Source organism: Klebsiella sp. K5-204, from assembly GCF_030128585.1.
Lineage (GTDB): Bacteria > Pseudomonadota > Gammaproteobacteria > Enterobacterales > Enterobacteriaceae > Klebsiella > Klebsiella quasipneumoniae.
Genome location: NZ_JAKUZS010000006.1, coordinates 397,755 through 419,429, shown reverse-complemented (window position 1 = coordinate 419,429; position 21,675 = coordinate 397,755). Strand labels below are relative to the sequence as shown.

The following is a 21,675-nucleotide window of genomic DNA, read 5'->3' as shown; positions in this document are numbered from 1 at the left end:
ATACAGTCAACACACCGCATACGCCCGGAGGATGTGTCACAGCATGGCGTTATGTTTTTGCGTAAGGAAATAACGCCATGAGAAACATTAATGTCACCATCAATACCCGTAACACCTTTGTCCGTGAATCGCTGGTCGCCATGGTCAATGACCTCACCCGGGGCGATCAGCGGGCGCGCTTTTCCTGGCGGAATAATGACCTGTCAGGGGAAGACATCATCATTTGCGAAGTGATCCCCGGCGAAATCTACCTGTGCAATACGCTGATTAAAAACAGGAAAAAAGGCAGTTCGCTGATTATCCTCCACAGCTACGACCAGCTGCCGGAAGAGGATTTCATGATTAACTGCCTGAAAGGGGTCATTTTTGTCTCGCTCAAGACGGCCAGTATTCCGCAACTGCTGACGATTATTAAAAGCGAGCTCCAGCATTGTATGGCGCCTTCGGCCACCGACGACGCAGGCCGGGAGCTCAGCTGCGCCAGCTGCCCGCATCGCGTGCTGTCGCGCTCCCAGACCGCCGTGGTGCACGGTATTCTCGAAGGTCTCGATATGAGTAAAATCGCCGCCCTGCAGCGCGTCAGCCCCCGCACCGCCGCTTATCATAAGAATAAGATAATGGAAAAATACAGCCTGAATAATAACCACGACTTTTTCCAGTTTATGAATCTGTTACGTGAGCGCTGGTAGGCAAATAGCGTGCAGAAGAAAATAAGATTTTCACCTGGCTATATTGTCGGAAATCTGAAAATAGCCGCTGAATGCTAAAAAAGCGCCAGCGCTGCCAGACATAACGTTAAACTCTGACGCTTCCTCGGTATAAAGACGTTACCGCGCGCCTTTATATAAGAAAAAAGACTATTTACGAGGAAAACTGATACTTCGTCACATTGCCCCTGACGTGCCTGTCAGGGGTCTTTTTTTCCATGTGGAATGGCGCCCTCTGCGCGAGGGCGCGGCAGGATCAGGCTTCCACTTTTTCCGCTTCCCAGTCCGGCTGCGCTTCCTCGTCGGTGAGCAGACCTTCATTTTTCGACAGCATGGCGGTGGCGATGCCATTGCCCAGCACGTTGATGGCGGAGCGACCCATATCGAGGAAGTGGTCGATGCCCATCAGCAGCAGGATCCCGGCAACCGGAATATGGAAGCTGGGAATGGTGGCCGCCAGCACCACCAGCGCCGAGCGCGGCACCCCGGCGATGCCTTTTGAGGCCAGCATCAGGGTCAGCATCATGACCGTCATCTCGCTGAAGCTCAGCGACACGTTATAGGCCTGAGCGATAAACATCGCGGCGAAGGAGCAGTAAACCATCGAGCCGACGAGGTTAAATGAGTAGCCAATCGGCAGGACGAACGAGACGATATTGCGCGAACAGCCAAACTTCACCAGCCGCTCGAGGGTCTTCGGATAGGCCGCTTCCGAGCTGCTGGTGGTAAAGGCCACCAGCACCGGATCTTTCAGCATGTTCAGCAGGCGGAAGACCTCTTTCTTGAGCACCATATAGCCGACGGCAATCAGCACCGCGCTGGTCAGCAGCACCGCCAGGTAATAACCGCCAATGAACGAAGCGTAGTTGAGCAAAATTCCCAGCCCCTGCGAGGCAATCACCGACGAGATGGCGGCGAAGATGGCCAGCGGCGCAACGTACATCACATAGCCCGTCACCTTCAGCATAATGTGCGACACCACGTTAAGGGCCGCCACCAGCGGCGCATTAAACTTCTCCCCCAGCGACGCGCCGGCGATGCCAAAAAACATCGAGAACACCACAATCTGCAGGATCTCGTTGTTGGCCATCGCCTCGGTGATGCTGGTGGGTATGGTATGCGACAGGAACCCTTTCAGGTTCATGCCGCTGACCGCCAGGCCGGTATCCACCGCCTCTTTCGGCACCGTCAGGTTTAGCCCGGCGCCCGGGTGCTGGAAGGTGACGATCACCAGCCCGACGAGAATGGATAATACCGACGAGGTGATAAACCACACCATCGCCTTACCGCCCACCCGGCCAATGGTCGCCGTCTCGCCGAGGCGCATAATACCGACCGTCAGGGTGCTGAACACCAACGGCGCGATGACCATTTTGATTAAGCGCAGAAACAGATCGGTCAGCAGCGTGATGTTGTCTGCCCATGCGGAGATGGTGGTCGGCGTCGCGTAGGCATGGATAGCCGCGCCGGAGAGGATCCCCATCAGCATAAAAATGACGATGAAGAGCGTGAGTTTGTTTGCGTTTGCCACAGCAATGACCCCTGATTATTCAACACGTTGATTTTTAAGTGCATATTTTATTATTATGGAAATGCACTGATTTATTCACCGCATAAATCTAATTAAAGCCCTTGCGGATACAACTATTTTTTACTTTTTTAAACTAAAAGTTGATATCACCCCGGAAATCGGCGGCGAGACCGCCCGCCATCGCCGCCGTTATCCAGACATTTCTCAACCTTCTTTTCATAATTCCTCCATTTTTACGGCCCCTTCCCTCACTAAACTAGTATCATTCAGCGAAACGCTTCAGGATGAGACCGTAAACTAATGAAAGGCAGTAACATACGTCGTTGGGGCGCCGCGCTGGCGGTAGTGATTATCGCCGGGACCGCCTACTGGTTCTGGCACGATCGTGGAACGAGCGGCAGCGGGACGCCCGCCGCCGGGCAGGGTCCGCAGGGGCCGGGCGGCGCGCGCCATGGTCGCTTTGGCGGCGCGCTGGCGCCGGTGCAGGCCGCCACCGCGACCGAACAAGCGGTGCCGCGCTATCTTACCGGGCTGGGTACCGTGACGGCGGCCAATACCGTCACCGTCCGCAGCCGGGTCGACGGCCAGCTGCTGAGCCTTCACTTCCAGGAGGGGCAGCAGGTCAAAGCCGGCGATCTGCTGGCGCAGATCGACCCCAGCCAGTTTAAGGTGGCCCTTGCCCAGGCGCAGGGTCAGCTGGCGAAAGATAACGCCACCCTGGCCAACGCCCGCCGCGATCTGGCCCGTTACCAGCAGCTGGTGAAAACCAACCTCGTCTCCCGCCAGGAGCTCGACACCCAGCAGTCGCTGGTGGTGGAATCCGCCGGCACCGTGAAGGCCGATGAAGCGGCCGTCGCCAGCGCCCAGCTGCAGCTCGACTGGACGCGCATCACCGCGCCGATTGACGGCCGCGTCGGCTTAAAGCAGGTGGATATCGGCAACCAGATTTCCAGCGGGGATACCACCGGGATTGTGGTTCTCACCCAGACGCACCCGATCGACGTGGTCTTTACCCTGCCGGAAAGCACCATCGCCACGGTGGTGCAGGCGCAGAAAGCGGGCAAAGCGCTCAGCGTCGAAGCCTGGGACCGCACCAATAAGCAGAAAATCAGCGTCGGGGAGCTGCTGAGCCTCGACAACCAGATCGATGCGACCACCGGGACCATCAAGCTGAAGGCGCGCTTTAGCAATCTGGACGACGCCCTGTTCCCCAACCAGTTCGTTAACGCCCGCCTGCTGGTGGATACCCAGCAGAACGCGGTGGTGATCCCTGCCGCCGCCCTGCAGATGGGCAACGAAGGGCATTTTGTATGGGTGCTGAACGATGAGAATAAGGTCAGCAAACACAGCGTCATTCCGGGGATTCAGGACAGCCAGAAAGTGGTGATCAGTGCCGGGCTTTCCGCCGGGGATCGCGTGGTCACCGACGGGATTGACCGCCTGACCGAAGGGGCGAAAGTGGAAGTTGTCACCGCCAGCAGCGGCGAGCAGGCGCAGCCCGCCCCACGCCAGAGCGGTAAACACGGAGCGCGTTCCTGATGCAGGTGTTACCCCCAGGCCGCACCGGCGGCCCGTCCCGGCTATTTATTATGCGTCCGGTGGCCACCACGCTGCTGATGGTGGCGATCCTGCTGGCCGGGATCATCGGCTACCGTTTTCTGCCGGTCTCCGCCCTGCCGGAGGTCGATTACCCGACCATCCAGGTGGTCACCCTCTATCCGGGCGCCAGCCCGGACGTGGTGACCTCCGCCATCACCGCCCCGCTGGAGCGCCAGTTCGGCCAGATGTCCGGCCTTAAGCAGATGTCCTCCCAAAGCTCCGGCGGCGCCTCGGTCGTCACGCTCCAGTTCCAGCTGACCCTGCCGCTGGACGTCGCCGAGCAGGAAGTGCAGGCGGCCATTAACGCCGCCACCAACCTGCTACCGAGCGATCTGCCCAACCCGCCGGTCTACAGCAAGGTCAACCCGGCGGATCCGCCGATCATGACCCTCGCCGTCACCTCCTCGGCCATTCCGATGACCCAGGTGGAGGATATGGTGGAGACCCGGGTGGCGCAGAAGATCTCCCAGGTTTCCGGCGTCGGTCTGGTGACCCTCGCCGGTGGCCAGCGCCCGGCGGTGCGGGTCAAGCTGAACGCCCAGGCCATCGCCGCCCTCGGCCTGACCAGCGAAACCGTGCGCACCGCCATCACCAGCGCCAACGTTAACTCGGCGAAAGGCAGCCTCGACGGCCCGGCCCGCGCGGTGACGCTTTCCGCTAACGATCAGATGCAGTCCGCTGAGGATTACCGCCGGCTGATTATCGCTTATCAGAACGGGGCGCCGATCCGCCTTAGCGACGTCGCCAGCGTCGAACAAGGCGCAGAGAACAGCTGGCTGGGGGCGTGGGCCAACCAGCAGCGGGCCATCGTGATGAACGTCCAGCGTCAGCCGGGGGCCAACATTATCGACACCGCCGACAGCATTCGCCAGATGCTGCCGCAGCTTACCGAGAGCCTGCCAAAATCGGTGAAGGTGCAGGTTCTTTCCGACCGGACCACCAATATTCGCGCCTCGGTGCGCGACACGCAGTTTGAGCTGATGCTGGCCATCGCCCTGGTGGTGATGATCATCTATCTGTTCCTGCGCAACGTCCCGGCGACCATTATTCCCGGCGTCGCGGTGCCGCTGTCGCTGGTGGGCACCTTCGCGGTGATGGTGTTCCTCGACTTCTCCATCAACAACCTGACGCTGATGGCCCTGACCATCGCCACCGGCTTTGTGGTGGATGACGCCATCGTGGTGATCGAGAACATCTCGCGCTATATCGAAAAAGGCGAGAAACCGCTGGCCGCCGCGCTGAAAGGCGCAGGGGAAATTGGCTTCACCATTATCTCCCTCACCTTCTCGCTGATCGCGGTGCTGATCCCGCTGCTGTTTATGGGCGATATCGTCGGCCGCCTGTTCCGCGAATTCGCCGTCACCCTTGCCGTCGCTATTCTTATCTCGGCGGTGGTCTCCCTGACCCTGACGCCGATGATGTGCGCCCGCATGTTAAGCCACGAATCGCTGCGAAAGCAGAACCGCTTCTCGCGGGCCAGCGAGCGCTTCTTTGACCGGGTGATCGCCGTCTATGGCCGCTGGCTGAGCCGGGTGCTGAACCATCCGTGGCTGACGCTCGGCGTCGCCCTGAGCACCCTGGCGCTGTCGATCCTGCTGTGGATCTTTATTCCCAAAGGCTTCTTCCCGATCCAGGATAACGGCATTATCCAGGGCACCCTCCAGGCGCCGCAGTCGGTCTCCTTCGCCAGCATGGCCCAGCGCCAGCAGCAGGTTTCCGACATTATCCTCAAGGATCCGGCGGTGGAGAGCCTGACCTCGTTTGTCGGCGTCGACGGCACCAACCCGGCGCTGAACAGCGCCCGCCTGCAGATCAACCTCAAGCCGCTGGATGAACGCGACGACCGCGTTCAGACGGTGATTAGCCGTCTGCAGCAGGCGGTGGCCGGCGTCCCCGGCGTGGCGCTCTATCTGCAGCCGACCCAGGATCTGACCATCGACACCACGGTGAGCCGCACCCAGTACCAGTTCACACTGCAGGCGAACTCCCTCGAGGCGCTGAGCACCTGGGTGCCACCGCTGCTCAGCCGCCTGCAGGCTCAGCCGCAGCTGGCCGACGTCAGTAGCGACTGGCAGGACAAAGGCCTGGCCGCCTACATCAAAGTGGACCGGGACAGCGCCAGCCGCCTCGGCATCTCGATGGCGGACGTCGATAACGCGCTGTACAACGCCTTCGGCCAGCGGCTGATCTCCACCATTTACACCCAGGCGAATCAGTATCGCGTGGTGCTTGAGCAGGATACCGAAGCGACGCCGGGCCTGGCGGCGCTGGATAATATCCGCCTGACCAGCAGCGACGGCGGCATTGTGCCGCTGACCGCCATCGCCACGGTGGAGCAGCGCTTTACCCCGCTGTCGGTGAACCACCTCGATCAGTTCCCGGTGACCACCATCTCGTTTAACGTGCCGGACAACTATTCGCTCGGCGAAGCGGTGGAGGCGATCCTCGCCGCCGAACAGTCGCTGGATTTCCCGACCGATATCCGCACCCAGTTCCAGGGCAGCTCGCTGGCCTTCCAGTCGGCGCTGGGCAGCACCGTCTGGCTGGTCGTGGCCGCGGTAGTGGCGATGTATATCGTGCTGGGGGTGCTGTATGAGAGCTTCATCCATCCGATCACCATTCTCTCCACCCTGCCCACCGCCGGGGTCGGGGCGCTGCTGGCGCTGTGGCTGGCGGGCAGCGAGCTGGACGTGATCGCCATCATCGGCATTATTCTGCTGATCGGCATCGTGAAGAAGAACGCCATCATGATGATCGACTTCGCGCTGGCCGCCGAGCGCGAGCAGGGTATGCCGCCGCGGGAGGCGATCTATCAGGCCTGTCTGCTGCGTTTTCGCCCGATCCTGATGACCACCCTCGCCGCCCTGCTCGGCGCCCTGCCGCTGATGCTGAGCACCGGCGTCGGCGCCGAGCTGCGGCGTCCGCTGGGGATCGGCATGGTCGGCGGTCTGATGCTCAGCCAGGTGCTGACCCTGTTCACCACCCCGGTGATCTACCTGCTGTTCGACCGCCTGTCGCTGCATCTGAAGCGCCGCTTCCCGCGTCAGGAAGAGGAGGCGTAAGTGAAGTTTTTCGCCCTCTTCATTTACCGCCCGGTGGCGACGATCCTCATCTCGCTGGCCATCACCCTGTGCGGCATTCTCGGCTTCCGGCTGCTGCCGGTGGCCCCGCTGCCGCAGGTGGATTTCCCGGTGATCATGGTCAGTGCCTCGCTGCCGGGGGCCTCGCCGGAGACCATGGCTTCGTCGGTGGCCACCCCGCTGGAGCGCTCCATGGGGCGGATTGCCGGGGTCAATGAGATGACCTCCTCCAGCTCGCTCGGCAGCACCCGCATCATTCTCGAGTTTAACTTCGACCGCGATATCAACGGCGCGGCGCGCGACGTGCAGGCGGCGATCAACGCCGCGCAAAGCCTGCTGCCGAGCGGGATGCCGAGCCGTCCGACCTACCGCAAAGCCAACCCGTCGGATGCGCCGATCATGATCCTGACGCTGACCTCGGACACCTACTCCCAGGGTGAGCTGTATGATTTCGCCTCCACCCAGCTGGCGCAGACCATCGCGCAGATCGACGGCGTCGGCGATGTCGACGTCGGCGGCAGCTCTCTGCCGGCGGTGCGCGTCGATCTCAACCCGCAGGCGCTGTTTAACCAGGGCGTGTCGCTGGACGCGGTGCGCACCGCCATCAGCGACGCTAACGTGCGCAAACCGCAGGGGGCGCTGGAGGAAAGCGCCCACCGCTGGCAGGTGCAGACCAACGATGAGCTGAAGACCGCCGCCGACTATCAGCCGCTGATCGTCCACTACCAGAACGGCGCCGCGGTGCGGCTGGGGGATGTCGCCACCGTCTCGGATTCGGTGCAGGACGTGCGCAACGCCGGGATGACCAACGCCAAACCGGCGATCCTGCTGATGATCCGCAAACTGCCGGAAGCCAATATCATCCAGACGGTGGACAGCATCCGCGCCCGCCTGCCGGAGCTGCAGCAGACCATTCCGGCGGCCATCGATCTGCAGATCGCCCAGGACCGCTCGCCGACTATTCGCGCCTCGCTGGAGGAGGTGGAGCAGACGCTGGTGATTTCGGTGGCGCTGGTGATCCTGGTGGTGTTCCTCTTCCTGCGATCCGGGCGCGCGACGCTGATCCCGGCGGTGGCGGTTCCGGTTTCGCTGATCGGTACCTTCGCCGCCATGTACCTGTGCGGCTTCAGCCTTAACAACCTGTCGCTGATGGCGCTGACCATCGCCACCGGCTTCGTGGTGGATGACGCCATCGTGGTGCTGGAGAATATCTCCCGCCATCTGGAGGCGGGGATGAAACCGCTGCAGGCGGCGCTGCAGGGGAGCCGCGAGGTCGGCTTTACCGTCCTGTCGATGAGCCTGTCGCTGGTGGCGGTGTTTTTGCCGCTGCTGCTGATGGGCGGCCTGCCCGGCCGCCTGCTGCGCGAGTTCGCCGTCACCCTGTCGGTGGCGATCGGCATCTCGCTGGCGGTCTCCCTCACCCTGACGCCGATGATGTGCGGCTGGCTGCTGAAAAGCGGCAAACCCCACCAGCCGACGCGCAACCGCGGCTTTGGCCGCCTGCTGGTGGCAATGCAGGGTGGCTATGGTAAGTCGTTAAAATGGGTGCTGAAGCACAGCCGCCTGACCGGCCTGGTGGTGCTGGGCACCATCGCCCTCAGCGTCTGGCTCTATATCTCGATCCCGAAAACCTTCTTCCCGGAGCAGGACACCGGGGTGCTGATGGGCGGCATTCAGGCCGACCAGAGCATCTCCTTCCAGGCGATGCGCGGCAAGCTGCAGGACTTTATGCAGATCATTCGCGAAGATCCGGCGGTGGATAACGTCACCGGGTTTACCGGCGGCTCGCGGGTCAACAGCGGGATGATGTTTATCACCCTCAAGCCGCGCGACCAGCGCCACGAGACGGCGCAGCAGGTGATCGACCGGCTGCGCAAAAAACTGGCCAACGAGCCCGGGGCCAATCTGTTCCTGATGGCGGTGCAGGATATCCGCGTCGGCGGCCGGCAGTCGAACGCCAGCTATCAGTACACCCTGCTGTCCGATGACCTGTCGGCGCTGCGCGAATGGGAGCCGAAGATCCGCAAAGCGCTGGCGGCGCTGCCTGAGCTGGCGGACGTCAACTCGGATCAGCAGGACAATGGCGCCGAAATGGACCTGGTCTATGACCGGGATACCATGTCGCGCCTTGGCATCAGCGTTCAGGACGCCAACAACCTGCTGAACAACGCCTTCGGCCAGCGGCAGATCTCCACCATCTACCAGCCGCTGAACCAGTATAAAGTGGTGATGCAGGTCGACCCGGCCTATACCCAGGACGTCAGCGCCCTGGATAAGATGTTTGTCATCAACAGCGAGGGCAAGCCGATCCCGCTGGCCTACTTCGCCAAATGGCAGCCGGCCAACGCCCCGCTGTCGGTGAACCACCAGGGGCTGTCGGCGGCGTCCACTATCTCCTTTAACCTGCCCACCGGCCGCTCGCTGTCGGAAGCCAGCGAGGCGATTAACCGCGCGATGACCCAGCTCGGGGTGCCGTCCACCGTACGCGGCTCCTTTGCCGGTACCGCTCAGGTGTTCCAGCAGACCATGAACGCGCAGGTGATCCTGATCCTCGCGGCCATCGCCACGGTCTATATCGTGCTGGGGATGCTCTACGAGAGCTATGTGCATCCGTTGACCATCCTTTCGACGCTGCCCTCCGCCGGGGTGGGCGCGCTGCTGGCGCTGGAGATATTCGATGCCCCGTTCAGCCTCATCGCCCTTATCGGGATCATGTTATTAATTGGCATCGTGAAGAAAAACGCCATCATGATGGTTGATTTTGCCCTTGAGGCGCAGCGCACCGGCAACCTGACGCCGGAAGAGGCGATTTTCCAGGCCTGCCTGCTGCGTTTCCGGCCGATTATGATGACCACCCTCGCCGCGCTGTTCGGCGCCCTGCCGCTGGTGCTCTCCGGCGGCGACGGCTCCGAGCTGCGCCAGCCGCTGGGGATCACCATCGTCGGCGGTCTGGTGATGAGCCAGCTGTTAACGCTCTACACCACGCCGGTGGTCTATCTTTTCTTTGACCGTTTGCGGCTGCGTTTTTCGCGTCATTCCACTCAACCGGTAAGCGAATAAGATGACAGACCTCCCGGCCAGCGTGCGCTGGCAGCTATGGATAGTGGCGTTCGGCTTCTTTATGCAGTCGCTGGACACCACCATCGTCAACACCGCCCTCCCCTCGATGGCCAAAAGCCTCGGAGAGAGTCCGCTGCATATGCATATGATCATCGTCTCCTATGTCCTGACGGTGGCGGTGATGCTCCCGGCCAGCGGCTGGCTGGCCGACCGGGTCGGGGTGCGCAATATTTTCTTTACCGCCATCGTGCTGTTTACCGCCGGATCGATGTTTTGCGCCCAGGCCAGCACCCTCGACCAGCTGGTAATGGCCCGGGTGCTGCAGGGGGTCGGCGGCGCAATGATGGTGCCGGTCGGCCGCCTGACGGTGATGAAGATCGTCCCGCGCGATCAGTACATGGCGGCGATGACCTTCGTTACTCTGCCGGGGCAGGTCGGCCCCCTGCTCGGCCCGGCGCTGGGCGGGGTGCTGGTGGAGTACGCCTCCTGGCACTGGATCTTCCTTATTAACATCCCGGTGGGGATCGTCGGGGCCATCGCCACCCTCTGCCTGATGCCCAACTACACCATGCAGACCCGGCGCTTCGATCTCGCCGGCTTTGTGCTGCTGGCGGCCGGGATGGCGCCCCTGACCCTGGCCCTGGACGGCCAGAAAGGGCTCGGCATATCGACACGCTGGCTGGCGGGACTGGTGGCCATCGGTCTCGCCGCCCTGCTGCTGTACCTTTGGCATGCCCGCGGTAACGCCCGGGCGCTGTTCAGCCTCAACCTCTTTCGCAACCGCACCTTCTCCCTTGGCCTCGGCGGCAGCTTCGCCGGGCGCATCGGCAGCGGCATGCTGCCGTTTATGACCCCGGTGTTTCTACAGATCGGCCTCGGCTTTAGCCCCTTCCACGCCGGACTAATGATGATCCCGATGGTGCTCGGCAGCATGGGGATGAAGCGGATCGTGGTCCAGGTGGTCAACCGCTTCGGCTATCGTCGGGTGCTGGTCGCCAGCACTCTGGGGCTGGCGGCGGTCAGCCTGCTGTTTATGTTTAGCGCCCTGGCGGGCTGGTATTATGTGCTGCCGCTGATCCTGTTTCTGCAGGGGATGATCAACGCCAGCCGCTTCTCCTCGATGAATACCCTGACCCTGAAAGATCTCCCCGACGATCTGGCCAGCAGCGGCAACAGTTTGCTGTCGATGGTGATGCAGTTGTCGATGAGCATTGGCGTGACCATCGCCGGGCTGCTGCTGGGGCTGTACGGCCAGCAGCATCTGAGCCTCGACGCCGCCGGCACCCATCAGATCTTTCTCTATACCTATCTGAGCATGGCGGCGATCATCGCCCTGCCAGCGCTCATCTTTTCCCGGGTACCGGATGACCTCGGCAGTAATACCGTCATTCGTCGACGCAACAGGAGTGGATCGTGAAATTTTGGCGCCCGGGCATTACCGGCAAGCTGTTCCTCGCTATTTTCGCCACCTGCATCGTGTTGCTGATCAGCATGCACTGGGCGGTGCGCATCAGTTTCGAACGCGGGTTTATCGATTACATCAAGCGCGGCAATGAGCAGCGGTTAACCATGCTCAGCGACGCGCTGAGCGAGCAGTATGCCCAGCACGGCAGCTGGGCGTTTCTGCGCAACAACGACCGCTTTATCTTCCAGCTGCTGCGCACCTTCGAACGGGATAATGACGACCGCTCGCCGCCGGGGCACGCCATGAAGCCGGGGGCGATGGACGCGCCGGACGCCGGTCCGGACGGGCCGCCGCCGGATGGCCCCCCTGACGGCCCGCGCCCGAGGCCGGAAATGCCGCCCCACGGCTGGCGCACCATGTTCTGGGTGGTCGATCAGTCTGGCCGCGTGCTGGTGGGCCCCCGCGAGCGCGTGCCGGAGGACGGCAGCCAGCGCAGCATTATGGTCAACGGCGTGGAGGTAGGGAGAGTGATCGCCTCGCCGGTGGAAAGGCTAACCCGCAATACCGACATTAACTTCGACCGGCAGCAGAAGCGCACCAGCTGGCTGATCGTTGCCCTTGCCACCCTGCTTGCCGCGCTGGCCACCTTCCCGCTGGCCCGCGGCCTGCTGGCGCCGGTGAAGCGGCTGGTGGAAGGCACCCATAAGCTGGCGGCGGGCGACTTTTCCACCCGCGTGACGGTGACCGGCGGCGATGAGCTCGGCCGCCTGGCGCAGGATTTTAACCAGCTCGCCAGCACCCTGGAGCGCAACCAGCAGATGCGTCGCGATCTGATGGCCGACATCTCCCATGAACTGCGTACCCCGCTGGCGGTGCTGCGCGGCGAACTGGAGGCGATTCAGGACGGGGTCCGGCGCTTCACTCCTGAGTCCATTCCCTCCCTGCAGGCCGAGGTCGCCACCCTCACCAAGCTGGTGGACGACCTTCACCAGCTGTCGATGTCCGATGAGGGCGCGCTGGCCTACCAGAAAACCTCGCTGGATATCATCACCCTGCTGGAGGTGGCCGCAGGCGCGTTTCGCGAGCGCTTCGCCGGCCGGCAGCTGAGCATTCAGGTGTCGCTCCCGGAGCAGGCGATGATCTTCGGCGACCGCGACCGCCTGATGCAGCTCTTCAACAATCTGCTGGAGAACAGCCTGCGCTATACCGACAGCGGCGGCAGCCTGCACATTACCGCCCGCCGCAGCGGACGGATGCTGGTGATCGACTTCGCCGACAGCGCCCCCGGGGTCAGCGATGAGCAGCTGGCCCGCCTGTGCGAACGCTTTTATCGGGCGGAAGGATCGCGCAACCGCGCCAGCGGCGGCTCCGGCCTCGGGCTGGCGATTTGCCTCAATATCGTAGCGGCCCACGGCGGCGCCCTGCGCGCCGACCATTCGCCTTTTGGCGGGGTTAGCATTAAAGTTGAGTTACCTCTGGAACATGATTTACCGAGAGACGTATGACTGAATTGCCTGTAGATGAAAACACCCCGCGCATTCTGATCGTGGAAGATGAACCCAAGCTCGGCCAGCTGCTGATTGATTATCTGCAGGCCGCCGGCTATGCGCCTACGCTGATTAACCATGGCGATAAGGTCCTGCCCTACGTTCGGCAGACCCCGCCGGATCTGATCCTGCTGGATCTGATGCTGCCCGGCACCGACGGCCTGACGCTGTGCCGGGAAATCCGCCGCTTCTCCGACGTTCCGGTGGTGATGGTGACGGCGAAAATCGAAGAGATCGACCGCCTGCTGGGGCTGGAGATCGGCGCCGACGACTATATCTGCAAGCCCTACAGCCCGCGGGAAGTGGTCGCCCGGGTGAAAACCATTCTCCGCCGCTGCAAGCCGCAGCGCGACCTGCAGGCGCTGGACGCCCAGAGCCCGCTGATTGTCGACGAGGGGCGTTTTCAGGCCTCATGGCGCGACAAGCTGCTGGACCTCACCCCCGCCGAGTTCCGGCTGCTGAAAACCCTCTCCCAGGAGCCGGGGAAGGTCTTCTCCCGCGAACAGTTGCTCAACCATCTGTATGACGACTATCGGGTAGTGACCGACCGCACCATCGACAGCCACATCAAGAACCTGCGGCGCAAACTGGAGGCGCTGGACGCCGAACAGTCGTTTATCCGCGCCGTATACGGGGTTGGCTATCGCTGGGAAGCGGACGCCTGCCGGCTGGCGTAGTTAGCCTTTTCCCGGCTCGCGCTGCGCTTAGCCGGGCTACACGTTCACCGCCGTCTGCAATCCGCAGCCCGGGTAAGGCGTTTACGCCGCAACCCGGGGGAATTCCATAGAGCCTATCCCTCCAGGCGTTATTAGTGCTGTCAGTATGAGCACTGCCCAGGTTCAAAATGGCAAACAAATTAGCCATGCTGAAAGATACCCAACTGATATTTACTCCCCTTCGCCGCGGCGCTACAATGCCCGCCCTTAATGTGGGGACACTCCCCCAACTCGCCGCACCGGGTGCGGCGAATCTGACCTGTCATCAGAACGAGAACACCATGTTTAAACCAGAACTCCTTTCCCCGGCGGGAACGCTGAAGAATATGCGTTACGCTTTCGCCTATGGCGCCGATGCCGTTTATGCCGGCCAGCCGCGCTACTCGCTGCGCGTGCGTAACAACGAATTCAATCACGAAAATCTGCAGCTCGGCATCAATGAAGCCCACGCGCTGGGTAAAAAATTCTATGTGGTGGTCAACATCGCCCCGCATAACGCCAAGCTGAAAACGTTTATTCGCGATCTGAAGCCGGTGGTGGAGATGGGTCCGGACGCGCTGATCATGTCCGATCCGGGTTTAATCATGCTGGTGCGGGAAAACTTTCCGGATATGCCGATCCATCTTTCGGTGCAGGCCAACGCCGTCAACTGGGCGACGGTCAAATTCTGGCAGCAGATGGGGCTGACCCGCGTGATCCTGTCGCGTGAACTGTCGCTGGATGAAATCGAAGAAATTCGCCGCCAGGTGCCGGAGATGGAAATTGAGATTTTCGTCCACGGCGCGCTGTGCATGGCCTACTCCGGCCGCTGCCTGCTCTCCGGGTATATCAACAAGCGCGACCCGAACCAGGGAACCTGCACCAACGCCTGCCGCTGGGAATATAACGTGGCGGAAGGCAAAGAGGACGACGTCGGCAACATCGTCCACAAATATGAGCCGATCCCGGTGCAGACCGTGGAGCCAACCCTCGGCATCGGCGCGCCGACCGATAAAGTCTTTATGATCGAGGAAGCCAAACGCCCGGGCGAGTACATGACCGCCTTCGAGGACGAGCACGGCACCTACATCATGAACTCGAAAGATCTGCGGGCTATCGCCCACGTTGAGCGTCTGACCCAGATGGGCGTTCACTCGCTGAAGATCGAAGGCCGCACCAAATCCTTCTATTACTGCGCGCGCACCGCACAGGTTTACCGCAAGGCGATCGACGACGCTGCCGCCGGCAAACCTTTCGATACCAGCCTGCTGGAAACGCTGGAAGGACTGGCCCATCGCGGGTACACCGAAGGCTTCCTGCGCCGCCATACCCATGACGATTATCAGAACTACGAGTACGGCTACTCGCTCTCCGAGCGCCAGCAGTTTGTCGGCGAATTCACCGGGGAGCGTAACGGCCCGCTGGCGGCTGTGGCGGTCAAAAATAAGTTCAGCGTTGGCGACAGTCTCGAACTGATGACCCCGCAGGGTAACGTCAACTTCACCCTCGAGCAGATGGAAAATGGCAAAGGCGAAGCCATGCCGGTGGCCCCGGGCGACGGCTATACCGTATGGTTGCCTGTGCCGGATGACCTGCCCCTGCAGTATGCGCTGCTGATGCGCAACTTTACTGGTCAGACAACCAGAAATCCGCACGGTAACTAGTTAATTTGCGTTATTTTTTCACGATGTAAGGATATTAGAATCGGATCACATACCGTTTCGATCGAAACAGGTATCATCCATTTCGCTGAAAAACATAACCCATAAATGCTAGTTGTACCAGGAACCACCTCCTTAGCCTGCGTAATCTCCCTTACGCGGGCTTATTTTTTTGTCTCTCCTCCGGCCTTCGCTGGCGTCATGCGGTACACTTTATGCAACATTGAGCAATAAAGGTTCCCTTGATGATGTCTACGTTTACTGCCAGCTTACTGATCCTTAACGGCAAAGGTGCCAATGAACCGCAGCTACGCGAGGCGGTTAACCTGTTGCGTGACGAAGGGATCGATATTCACGTCCGCGTCACCTGGGAAAAGGGCGATGCCGTACGGTTTATCGATGAAGCCCTGCAGCTGAACGTTGAAACGGTGATCGCCGGCGGCGGCGACGGCACCATTAATGAAGTGGCGACGGCGCTGGTGGAGCGCGGCAGCAGGATGGCGCTGGGGATTTTACCGCTGGGCACGGCCAACGACTTCGCCACCAGCGTCGGTATTCCGCAGGATCTGGCCAGCGCCCTGAAGCTGGCGATCGTCGGCCGCGATGTGCCGATAGATATCGCCCGGGTTAATGATAAGACCGGCTTTATTAATATGGCGACCGGCGGGTTCGGCACCCGGATCACCACCGAAACGCCGGAAAAACTCAAAGCCGCGCTCGGCGGTGTCTCTTATTTAATCCACGGCCTGATGCGCATGGATACCCTGAAGCCGGACCGCTGCGAGATCCGCGGGGAGAACTTTCACTGGCAGGGCGATGCGCTGGTCATCGGCATCGGCAACGGCCGCCAGGCGGGCGGCGGCCAGCAGCTGTGTCCGGAGGCGTTGATTAACGACGGCCTGCTGCATCTGCGCATTTTCACCGGCGAAGAGCTGATCCCTGCCCTCTTCAGCACCCTGGCGAATCCGGAAAACTCGCCGAATATTGTCGACGGCGTCTCCTCGTGGTTTGAGATCACCGCCCCTCATGAGATGACGTTTAACCTCGACGGCGAACCGCTGACCGGCAAAACTTTCCGCATGGAGCTGTTACCGGCGGCCCTGCGCTGCCGGCTGCCGCCCGACTGCCCGCTGTTGCGCTGAGGCGGACAGGCGCCCATCGCCCGGCGGCGCTGCGCTTGCCGGGCCTGCGGTCCGCGGCTCTCATGCAGCACGGACAAGCGCCGCGCCATCCGGTAAGTCAATGTAGGCCGGGTCAGCCGGGTGGGTCAATGTAGGCCGGGTCAGGCGTCAGCCGCCACCCGGCAAAACACCGGTTCGGCACAGCTCCCCTGCCTCCGAGGGTGTTAAAGCTATAAATGGGGCGTGAGCGCAGAGAAGAGATTAACCGACCAGCTACATCCCGGGAATGTCTGCGCCCACAAATGGTTGACTTAAACCGCCGCCTCTGGCTCGGCGGTGAGGGCTTCCAGCAGTTCAGGCAGCGCCCGGTAACGGCCCACGGCGGCCTGAAAACGCGCGTGCTGGCTATCTTCGGCAATCACCACCGCAGGAATACCCGCGGCCTGAGCCGCGCAAAAGCCGTTGAAGCTGTCTTCGATCACCAGGCACCGGCTGGCGTCGAGATTAAGCTTATCCAACGTCGTCAGATACACCGCCGGATGCGGCTTGCCCTGCGCTTCATCGTCCGCGCTGGAGATCACGTCAAAAAAGTGCCACAGCGAGAGCTTGTTCAGCACGGCGGCGATAACCTGCCGGGACGAGGAGGTGGCGAGGGCAATGTTATAGCCGGCATGGCGAAAATAGCGTAACGCCTCATGCACGCCGCGCATCGGCTCGCCTTCGGCGGCGATCAGGCCGGTGATGCGCTGCAATATGGCGTCTTCCAGCAGCGACGGGGCAACGTTAAGCTGAAAATAGCGGCACCATGTGCGGGCAATTTCGTCGAGGCGTTTGCCTTTGGTCAGGGTTTCACACTCAGCCACGCTCGCCGTTGCCCCCCACTGCGCAAGGGCCTCGATTTGCGCCTGCCGCCACAGGCTTTCGGAATCAATAATCACGCCATCCATGTCAAAAATCACTGCCTGAATACTCATCATTCACCTCATTAAGGCTGGCATGCCTGGCACGCCAGCCGCATCACCTTAAGAGAACTCCACCTGCTCGCTGGCCGGCGCTTCCTTGTGGGAAAATCCCGGCTGCTCGACGCGGATAAACGCACAGAGGAAAAAGGCCACCACGTACAATGCGGTATAGGCGATGACGACCCCAATGGTGCTGAAGAACGGCAGCAGCACCACGGCGATCGCCGGCGCCAGAAAGTTCGACATCCCCGCCGACAGGTTATACACCGAAATCGCCGCGCCTTTGTGCTTCGGCTCCAGCGCCGGGAACACGGCGGCCAGCGGCACGAAGGCGGCGACAAAGATCCCCAGGGCGATGGCCGGGATCAGCGCCATCGCAAAGCTGTGGCCGAAGTGCTGAGGGATGTAGTAAAACGCCAGGCTGGAGAGTGCCATCCCGATGCAGCCGAACCAGCGCACCACCTTCATCCAGCCCAGTTTTTCGCCCAGAATGCCCCACAGCACGTTAGAGAAAATGGTGGTGAAGAAGAAGACCGCCCACACCTGCAGCCATTCCGAGGTGCTAAAGCCCAGCTCATCGACGAACATCATCGGCATAATCACCGCAAAGCCGAACAGCGAGAGGGTATTGATGATCCTGACCATGCTCGACAGCAGAATATTGCGGTTGGTATAGAGCAGCGTCGCGGCGCGGCCCAGCTCGGCAAACTTCTCGCGGGTGGTCAGGTTCTGCATATGCTGCGGCGTTTTAATATGGCGCAGGGAAGCCAGAGCAATCACGCCCCCGGTAACGCAGAAGGCCAGCGCCAGCCACAGGGTGCCCATTTCGCCAATGTGCGGAATGGTGAAACTCGGAATATAGCTGCCGAAGACGCCGATGCCGATGGAATAGACCGCCCAGAACCAGCCGATGGCCGAGCTGGCGTTGTCGCTTTTGACGTTATGGACAATCGCCACGATAAACGAGTAGAGGAATAGCGGATACGCGAAGCCGCGAATGCCGTAGAAAACCAGGATCAGCGCATAGTTGGCGTGACCGAGGCCGAAAACGAGGAACAGCACGTGGAACACGCACCACAGCACGAAGCCAATCATCATGGTTTTCAGCGGCGTAATAATTTCCGCCACCACGCCGGAAATCCACGCCGACAGCGCGGCGGCCAGGCCGTAGAGGGTAAAGGCAAAGGAGGCCTCCGCCGGGGAGAATCCGAGCGCTTTGATATAGTGCGAGAGAAAGGCTAATTCAAAACCGTCGCCGGTCATAAATACGGCAATGGCGATGTATCCCCAGAGCAGGTTCAGGGGTAAACCGAGCCACTGTTTATTATTGATAGACATAATGACCTCGTTTTCAGGGTACAGGAGGCCGCTCCGGTTAGTTCACCGGAGCGGTTATGGTGATAAAAATTAATGCTGCCGATAGTGCAGATCGTTTAAATACAGGGCCTTAAACTGTGCGTAGCGTTGCATCAGGGTTTGATGGCGTACCGGGTCCGCACGCCAGGTCTGCCACACTTCCGGTTTTTCACATACCGCGGCAACCGGTTTGCCCGCCGCCAGGCAGGCCAGCCGCGCCGCGCCCAGCGCGCCGCCGGTCTCTCCGCCTTTGTGGGTCACCACCGGCATAGCGAGAATATCGGCCAGCAGCTGGGCCCAGAACGGACTGCGGGCGCCCCCGCCCACCAGCGAGCACTGCGCGATCGGCGTCCCGCTCTCTTTCAATACCTGCAGGCCGTCGTTGATGCCAAAGCTCACCCCCTCCAGCACCGCGTAGCCGAGCTGGGCGCGCAGGCTGGAGTGGGTCATGCCCCAGAAGATGCCGCGAGCGTCAGGATCGTTATGCGGGGTACGTTCCCCGGAGAGATAGGGCAGGAAGAACGGCGCGTTGGCCTTCTCCTCTTCGCTTAGCTCGGCAATCTCCGCCAGCAGCGCCACCTCCGTGGTGCCGGTCAGGCGGCAGAACCACTGCAAACAGCTGGCGGCGCTGAGCATCACGCTCATCTGATGCCACAGGTTCGGCAGAACGTGACAAAACGCATGGACCGCCGACTGCGGCGCCGGACGATAGGCGTCGGTCACCACAAACAGCACCCCGGAGGTGCCGAGCGAAATAAACGCGTCCCCCGGCGAGACCGCGCCGACGCCAATGGCGCTGACCGCGTTATCGCCGCCGCCCCCGGCCACCACCACCGAGGCGTTCAGCCCCCAGCGTTCGGCCACCTGCGGGTCAAGGGTGGCGGAAACCTCGCAGCCTTCCACCAGCGTCGGCATCTGGCTGCGCGACAGACCGCACTTGTCCAGCAGCGCATCGGACCAGTCGCGCTTCGCCACGTCCAGCCACAGCGTCCCGGCGGCGTCCGACATATCGGAGACTTTCTTCCCGGTCATCCGGTAGCGCAGATAATCCTTCGGCAGCAGCACCGTGGCGGTGCGCTGAAAGTTTTGCGGCTCGTGACGACGCACCCACAGCAGCTTCGGCGCGGTAAAGCCGGGCATCGCCAGGTTACCCGCCACCTGATGCAGGTCCGGCGCCATCTCCTCCAGCTCCGCGCACTCTGCGGCGCAGCGGGTGTCGTTCCACAGAATGGCCGGACGGATCGTCTCCCCCTTTTCATCCAGCAACACCGCGCCGTGCATCTGTCCGGAGAGGCCAATCGCCTTGACGGCCGGCCAGTGCTGGGCGCATTTTTCCCGCAGCGTGGCCATCAGATACTCCGTCGCCTCCCACCATAACTCCGGTGATTGTTCTGACCAGTGCGGATGAGGCCGCTGAATGCTCAGCGGCGCGCTATGGCTGGCGATAACCTGATTGTTCTCATCAATGACCAGCGCTTTGACTTCCGATGTGCCAAGATCGATACCCAGATACATAGCCACCTCTTATTTAATCAGCGTGTAAACGGCGGCGACTTTCTCGCGCATCAGCGCCAGGAAATCCGCGTTGTCGGCCAGGTCACCAAACAGGGCTTTATCGCGGGCGAAGACAGCCAGCGGATCCTGAGCCTCATACATCTCATGCACCGCCTGCTCATCCAGGATGCCGTCCTGGTACTGATACGGCAGGGTTCCCTTATGCCACTGCTCCATAAAGACGAAGAACAGCGCCGGCAGCATGGCGGTCGCTTCCGGGCGGACGCCGCGCTGATAGCACTCCTGCAGGGTTGGGGCGATCATCGCCGGAATTTTCGAGAAACCGTCGGCGGCGACGCGCTGGTTGGTGTCCTGGATATGCGGGTTGGTAAAGCGCTTGAGCACCACATCGCGGTAGGTCGGCAAATCAATGCCGTTATCGCCCAGGCATGGGATCACATCTTCCGTGACGTAGCGGTCGGCAATGGCGTAGATAACATCGGTGAGCGTGCTTTCGTGAATATACTGCTGGCCGATTAAGGTCCCCGCCCACGCAATGCAGCTGTGCGACGCGTTCAGGATGCGGATTTTCGCCTCTTCATACGGGATAACCGACTCGACCATCTCCACGCCGACCGCTTCCAGGTTCGGGCGGGCATCGCGGAAATTGTTCTCCACCACCCACTGGATAAAGGTCTCGCCCATGACCGGCGCCTTATCGTCAATGCCGGTTTGCGCTTTGATACGGGCCGGCAGATCGGCCGCCGGACGCGGGGTGATGCGGTCCACCATGGTGTTCGGACAGGTGGTATTGGCCGCCATCCAGTCAATCACCGCCTGTTTGCCGGTAAGTTGCAGGAACTCCACCATCCCGTCGTGGAAGCGCTCGCCGTTATGACGCACGTTGTCGCAGTTGAGCAGGGTCAGCGGCCCGGCGTTGTCCGCCATGCGCTTTTCCAGGATCCGCGCGAGGGTGCCGTAAATGGTTTTGCATTCGCCTTTCAGGTCAGCCTGCAGATCGGGGTTGCTGGTTTCCAGTTGATGGCGGGTATTCAGGTAGTACCCCCCTTCCGTCACGGTAAAGGCGATAACTTTGGTTTGCGGGTTGGCCCCTTCGTTAATCAGCGGCTGCAGCCCGGCCTGCCACGGCAGCAGTTTCTGAATTGAGGTGATCTCTTCATATTCACGCTCCCCTTCGGGGCTGACGGTCTCCAGGACGTAACGTCCGTCCTGCGCCGCCAGCGCCTGCACCACCTGCTCGGCGTCATTACGAATATTGCCCGCCGCGATGCGCCAGCGCTTATCGCCGGAAGCGATCAGACGGTGCAGATACCACGCCTGATGCGCGCGATGAAAAGAACCCAGACCGATATGAAGCCATGTGAATTGATTGTTCATGTTCTGCTCTCCTTGAGTGGATGGCGCCACTGTAATTGATCATTTGACCAAAATAAGAG

The 21,675-nt window shown here is 61.3% G+C and carries 14 protein-coding genes; 9 read left to right on the top strand and 5 right to left on the bottom strand.

Translation table 11 applies throughout. The features are described 5' to 3' along the window. Nucleotides 1–77: 77 nt before the first annotated feature. Complete coding sequence (locus MKR05_RS17990; protein WP_023290390.1) at nucleotides 78–689, top strand: transcriptional regulator; 612 nt, start codon at nucleotides 78–80, stop codon at nucleotides 687–689. Nucleotides 690–963: 274 nt separating this feature from the next. Here MKR05_RS17990 and MKR05_RS17985 read toward each other — a convergent pair whose 3' ends face one another. Next, nucleotides 964–2,238 carry a dicarboxylate/amino acid:cation symporter gene (locus tag MKR05_RS17985; protein ID WP_109547120.1) on the bottom strand — a complete coding sequence of 425 codons (1,275 nt, stop codon included), beginning with the start codon at nucleotides 2,236–2,238 and terminating at the stop codon, nucleotides 964–966. Nucleotides 2,239–2,538: 300 nt separating this feature from the next. Here MKR05_RS17985 and MKR05_RS17980 point away from each other — a divergent pair, with 300 nt between their 5' ends. From MKR05_RS17980 to yegS, 8 genes are all read left to right on the top strand, one after another. Further along, entirely contained in the window at nucleotides 2,539–3,777 is a 1,239-nt protein-coding gene (locus MKR05_RS17980) for an MdtA/MuxA family multidrug efflux RND transporter periplasmic adaptor subunit (RefSeq protein WP_284118457.1), read from the top strand. After that, on the top strand, nucleotides 3,777–6,899 hold the full coding sequence (locus MKR05_RS17975) for an MdtB/MuxB family multidrug efflux RND transporter permease subunit (RefSeq protein WP_284118455.1): 3,123 nt from the start codon (nucleotides 3,777–3,779) through the stop codon (nucleotides 6,897–6,899). The genes MKR05_RS17980 and MKR05_RS17975 overlap by 1 nt, the downstream gene beginning before the upstream one ends. Continuing rightward, the gene (mdtC, locus tag MKR05_RS17970) at nucleotides 6,900–9,977 is read left to right on the top strand and encodes a multidrug efflux RND transporter permease subunit MdtC (protein ID WP_284118454.1); all 3,078 of its coding nucleotides are present in this window, start codon (nucleotides 6,900–6,902) and stop codon (nucleotides 9,975–9,977) included. A 1-nt stretch (nucleotide 9,978) separates the two neighbouring features. Then, nucleotides 9,979–11,394 carry an MFS transporter gene (locus MKR05_RS17965; RefSeq protein ID WP_284118452.1) on the top strand — a complete coding sequence of 472 codons (1,416 nt, stop codon included), beginning with the start codon at nucleotides 9,979–9,981 and terminating at the stop codon, nucleotides 11,392–11,394. Then, nucleotides 11,391–12,887, top strand: a complete 1,497-nt coding sequence (gene baeS, locus MKR05_RS17960; protein WP_023290396.1) for a two-component system sensor histidine kinase BaeS — start codon at nucleotides 11,391–11,393, stop codon at nucleotides 12,885–12,887. The genes MKR05_RS17965 and baeS overlap by 4 nt, the downstream gene beginning before the upstream one ends. After that, nucleotides 12,884–13,606, top strand: coding sequence for a two-component system response regulator BaeR (baeR, locus tag MKR05_RS17955; RefSeq protein ID WP_023290397.1), 723 nt, complete (start codon nucleotides 12,884–12,886; stop codon nucleotides 13,604–13,606). The genes baeS and baeR overlap by 4 nt, the downstream gene beginning before the upstream one ends. A 320-nt stretch (nucleotides 13,607–13,926) precedes the next feature. Further along, the gene (yegQ, locus tag MKR05_RS17950) at nucleotides 13,927–15,288 is read left to right on the top strand and encodes a tRNA 5-hydroxyuridine modification protein YegQ (RefSeq protein WP_032428934.1); all 1,362 of its coding nucleotides are present in this window, start codon (nucleotides 13,927–13,929) and stop codon (nucleotides 15,286–15,288) included. A gap of 242 nt (nucleotides 15,289–15,530) precedes the next feature. Then, nucleotides 15,531–16,427, top strand: coding sequence for a lipid kinase YegS (yegS, locus tag MKR05_RS17945; protein ID WP_023290399.1), 897 nt, complete (start codon nucleotides 15,531–15,533; stop codon nucleotides 16,425–16,427). Between the two features lie 290 nt (nucleotides 16,428–16,717). Here the strand turns inward: yegS and MKR05_RS17940 are convergent, their stop codons facing one another. The 4 genes from MKR05_RS17940 to dalD form a co-directional block, all read right to left on the bottom strand. After that, on the bottom strand, nucleotides 16,718–17,380 hold the full coding sequence (locus tag MKR05_RS17940; protein WP_284118485.1) for an HAD family phosphatase: 663 nt from the start codon (nucleotides 17,378–17,380) through the stop codon (nucleotides 16,718–16,720). Between the two features lie 48 nt (nucleotides 17,381–17,428). Continuing rightward, nucleotides 17,429–18,706, bottom strand: coding sequence for a D-arabinitol transporter (gene dalT, locus MKR05_RS17935; protein ID WP_032453479.1), 1,278 nt, complete (start codon nucleotides 18,704–18,706; stop codon nucleotides 17,429–17,431). A gap of 69 nt (nucleotides 18,707–18,775) precedes the next feature. Continuing rightward, the gene (xylB, locus tag MKR05_RS17930; protein ID WP_284118448.1) at nucleotides 18,776–20,239 is read right to left on the bottom strand and encodes a xylulokinase; all 1,464 of its coding nucleotides are present in this window, start codon (nucleotides 20,237–20,239) and stop codon (nucleotides 18,776–18,778) included. A 9-nt stretch (nucleotides 20,240–20,248) separates the two neighbouring features. Continuing rightward, nucleotides 20,249–21,616 carry a D-arabinitol 4-dehydrogenase gene (gene dalD, locus MKR05_RS17925; RefSeq protein WP_044524177.1) on the bottom strand — a complete coding sequence of 456 codons (1,368 nt, stop codon included), beginning with the start codon at nucleotides 21,614–21,616 and terminating at the stop codon, nucleotides 20,249–20,251. Between the last annotated feature and the right edge of the window lie 59 nt (nucleotides 21,617–21,675).

Bases quoted from the DNA above. Each gene is read 5' to 3' on its own strand.
- MKR05_RS17980 (WP_284118457.1), top strand. From the start codon at position 2,539: ATGAAAGGCAGTAACATACGTCGTTGGGGCGCCGCGCTGGCGGTAGTG.
- MKR05_RS17975 (WP_284118455.1), top strand. From the start codon at position 3,777: ATGCAGGTGTTACCCCCAGGCCGCACCGGCGGCCCGTCCCGGCTATTT.
- dalD (WP_044524177.1), bottom strand. From the start codon at position 21,616: ATGAACAATCAATTCACATGGCTTCATATCGGTCTGGGTTCTTTTCAT.
- yegQ (WP_032428934.1), top strand. From the start codon at position 13,927: ATGTTTAAACCAGAACTCCTTTCCCCGGCGGGAACGCTGAAGAATATG.
- MKR05_RS17965 (WP_284118452.1), top strand. From the start codon at position 9,979: ATGACAGACCTCCCGGCCAGCGTGCGCTGGCAGCTATGGATAGTGGCG.
- yegS (WP_023290399.1), top strand. From the start codon at position 15,531: ATGATGTCTACGTTTACTGCCAGCTTACTGATCCTTAACGGCAAAGGT.
- baeR (WP_023290397.1), top strand. From the start codon at position 12,884: ATGACTGAATTGCCTGTAGATGAAAACACCCCGCGCATTCTGATCGTG.
- MKR05_RS17940 (WP_284118485.1), bottom strand. From the start codon at position 17,380: ATGAGTATTCAGGCAGTGATTTTTGACATGGATGGCGTGATTATTGAT.
- MKR05_RS17990 (WP_023290390.1), top strand. From the start codon at position 78: ATGAGAAACATTAATGTCACCATCAATACCCGTAACACCTTTGTCCGT.
- xylB (WP_284118448.1), bottom strand. From the start codon at position 20,239: ATGTATCTGGGTATCGATCTTGGCACATCGGAAGTCAAAGCGCTGGTC.
- dalT (WP_032453479.1), bottom strand. From the start codon at position 18,706: ATGTCTATCAATAATAAACAGTGGCTCGGTTTACCCCTGAACCTGCTC.